General features: G+C 69.6%; 4 protein-coding genes. All 4 read right to left on the bottom strand.

The window, feature by feature from the left end:
• Positions 1-398: 398 nt before the first annotated feature.
• Positions 399-1013, bottom strand: a complete 615-nt coding sequence (locus tag ACWCQ6_RS36925; RefSeq protein WP_451096833.1) for an HAAS signaling domain-containing protein — start codon at positions 1011-1013, stop codon at positions 399-401.
• On the bottom strand, positions 1010-1384 hold the full coding sequence (locus tag ACWCQ6_RS36920; RefSeq protein ID WP_397807773.1) for a PadR family transcriptional regulator: 375 nt from the start codon (positions 1382-1384) through the stop codon (positions 1010-1012). Before ACWCQ6_RS36920 ends, ACWCQ6_RS36925 begins: the two co-directional genes overlap by 4 nt.
• Positions 1385-1579: 195 nt before the next feature.
• Positions 1580-1849, bottom strand: a complete 270-nt coding sequence (locus tag ACWCQ6_RS36915; protein WP_451096835.1) for a transposase family protein — start codon at positions 1847-1849, stop codon at positions 1580-1582.
• Positions 1831-2115: a hypothetical protein gene (locus tag ACWCQ6_RS36910; protein WP_451096831.1), complete on the bottom strand. Its 285-nt coding sequence runs from the start codon at positions 2113-2115 to the stop codon at positions 1831-1833. The genes ACWCQ6_RS36915 and ACWCQ6_RS36910 overlap by 19 nt, the downstream gene beginning before the upstream one ends.
• Between the last annotated feature and the right edge of the window lie 115 nt (positions 2116-2230).

The following is a 2230-nucleotide window of genomic DNA, read 5'->3' as shown; positions in this document are numbered from 1 at the left end:
CGACGCGACCTGCTCGACCGTCAACTCATGAGTACACAGTCATACCAACGACAGCCAGTCTTGATGGTCACCCCAGATGCGGTTGCAGTACTAGAGCCCGTTTAACGTCCCACTCGATGGGCTGGGTGGAATCCGGCGGCACACCTGGTCAAGGGGGTGCATCGAGTGCACCGCATCCGATGCGCCGTCACCCTCTGTATCCGCACCGGGTGGAGCGGGCGGGAGTGGCGGCCACTCCCGTGCGCATCGTCCGGTGCGCCGGCGCGGTGAGCGGTAGCGCACTGCATCGTCGGGAGGCGCACCGGTGCGCCTAATGAACCGCACCGTCACCGCACCGATGTGCGCGATGAACCGCACCGCGCGCGCCGGATGCCGGGATGGGACGTCGGCGGCCGCGCTCAGGCGCGGCGGGCCCGCCAGAGCCATGCTGCCGTGCCGACCATCAGGGCGAGGCTTCCCAGGTTGCCCAGGAGGGCCGGGATTTCTGCCGCCGCCTGGCCCGAGATCAGGTTCCAGGTGACGATGACGGTGGTCGGCACGATGACGGTGAGCAGTACGCCGGTGGTCTTCTGGACGGCGGTCCAGTGCACTGAGGTGCAGAGAAGTACCGCACCGGTGACACGGAACAGGAAGCCGAACACCGGGCCGGGGTCGAACGCCGCGTCGGGGCCGATGGAGAAGATCATCGTGAAGGGCAGCGAGAGGGTGAGCATCAGGAGGGGGACCAGGGGGTGCACCTTGCCGCGCCGGGCGGGTGCGTCCACGCCGCTCCCGACCGGGGTGCCGGTGGTCCCGTTCCCGGCCTCGGCCAGCGCTGTCGCCGCGATCGTGCGGGGGTCCCCCAGCTCCGTGAGTATCTCGCCGATCGTGGCGTCGGGGCGTTCGGTGCGCGTCACCTCGATGTGTTCGGCGAGGTCGGCGAGGAGTTCCTGGCGGCGGTCGGCGGGGAGTGCGGAGCTCTCGCGCTCGACGGCGGAGAGGTAGTCGCGTACGGGGTCGGCAGAGGTCTTCATGGGAGGTCTCCGATGGAGGGGTGCGGGGTGGTCAGGAAGGCGTCGACGGCGTTGCGGAAGCCGGGCCAGACACGGGTGAACTCGTCGAGCGCGGCCCGGCCGCTGTCGGTGAGCGCGTAGTAGCGACGGGGTGGTCCGGAGGCGGATTCCTGCCAGGTGGTGGTGACCAGGTCGTCGCGGCGGAGTCGGGAGAGCAGCGGGTAGACCGTGCCCTGGCTGGTGGCCAGGGCACCGGAGTCCTCCAGGGCGTGGAGGAGTTCCACGCCGTAGCGGGGGCGGTCCCGCATCAGGGCGAGTACGCAGTACTCCAGGACGCCCTTGCGTAGCTGGGCGGCTGCCCGGGCCTGCTTGGTCGAATCACCTGGTTCCATGCGATGCAAGATACCTGGCGAGGCCAGCGGATAGGAAGGGGGTCCCCTTCCAGAGCGTCGTCAGCGGTTGATTTCGAGGTTCGTCAGGACCAGCAGGGCACGCAGGAGGCAGGTGGCTCGGGCGGGGTCGGCGCGGAGCTTGGTGAGGTTCCGCCAGTTCTTGGGGCGGGCGAAGCCGTGCTCGACGGGTGCGCGTCAGACGGCGAGGACACGGTTGGCGGTCTTCTGGCCGGGGGTGAGTTTGTGAGTGCGGCTGGCGGTGAAGCCGGTGACGATCACAGGATCGCTTACGTCGTTGTCCAGGCCACGGAAGCCGAGGTCCGCGAGGGCGCCGGGTCCGGCGGCGCGCAGGTGGGCCAGGACGTGGTCGTGGCGGGCGGCGGTGATGTCGTGGGTGCGGCCGGGCCGGGCTGCGGATATCCAGATCCGGCGGCCCTTCTCGTCGGTCAGGGCGAGAAAGTGCAGGCCATGGCTGCGGTGCTTGCCGGAGTAGTTCTCACGGTCGGCCCTCCCGGTGCGACACTAAACGGGATGAGGGTGCCGTCGATCAGGACCACTTCCCCGTCACTCTTGACGATCTTGTTCAGGGCGCGGTCCAGGCGCGGGGCCCGCGCGGCGAGCAGGGCGATCAGCTCGTCGGGCCAGCGACGGACGGTGGACTCGGACACGTGGTTACCGGCGGCCAGATCGGCCAGGAGCTGGTCATGGCGCAGTACAGCCACGACGATCACCAGGTGGCGGATCCTGCCTGGCCCCCAGCCTCGTCGCCGACCGCTACATCCAGCTCGCCCCCGCCTACGACGGCGGACCGCAGATCGCGGACAACGCCGTGCTCCCGGCCGCGAA

The organism is Streptomyces sp. NPDC001880, from assembly GCF_053594575.1.
The sequence above is the reverse complement of the archived record's forward strand: the minus strand, read 5'-3'. Positions and strand labels throughout refer to the sequence as shown.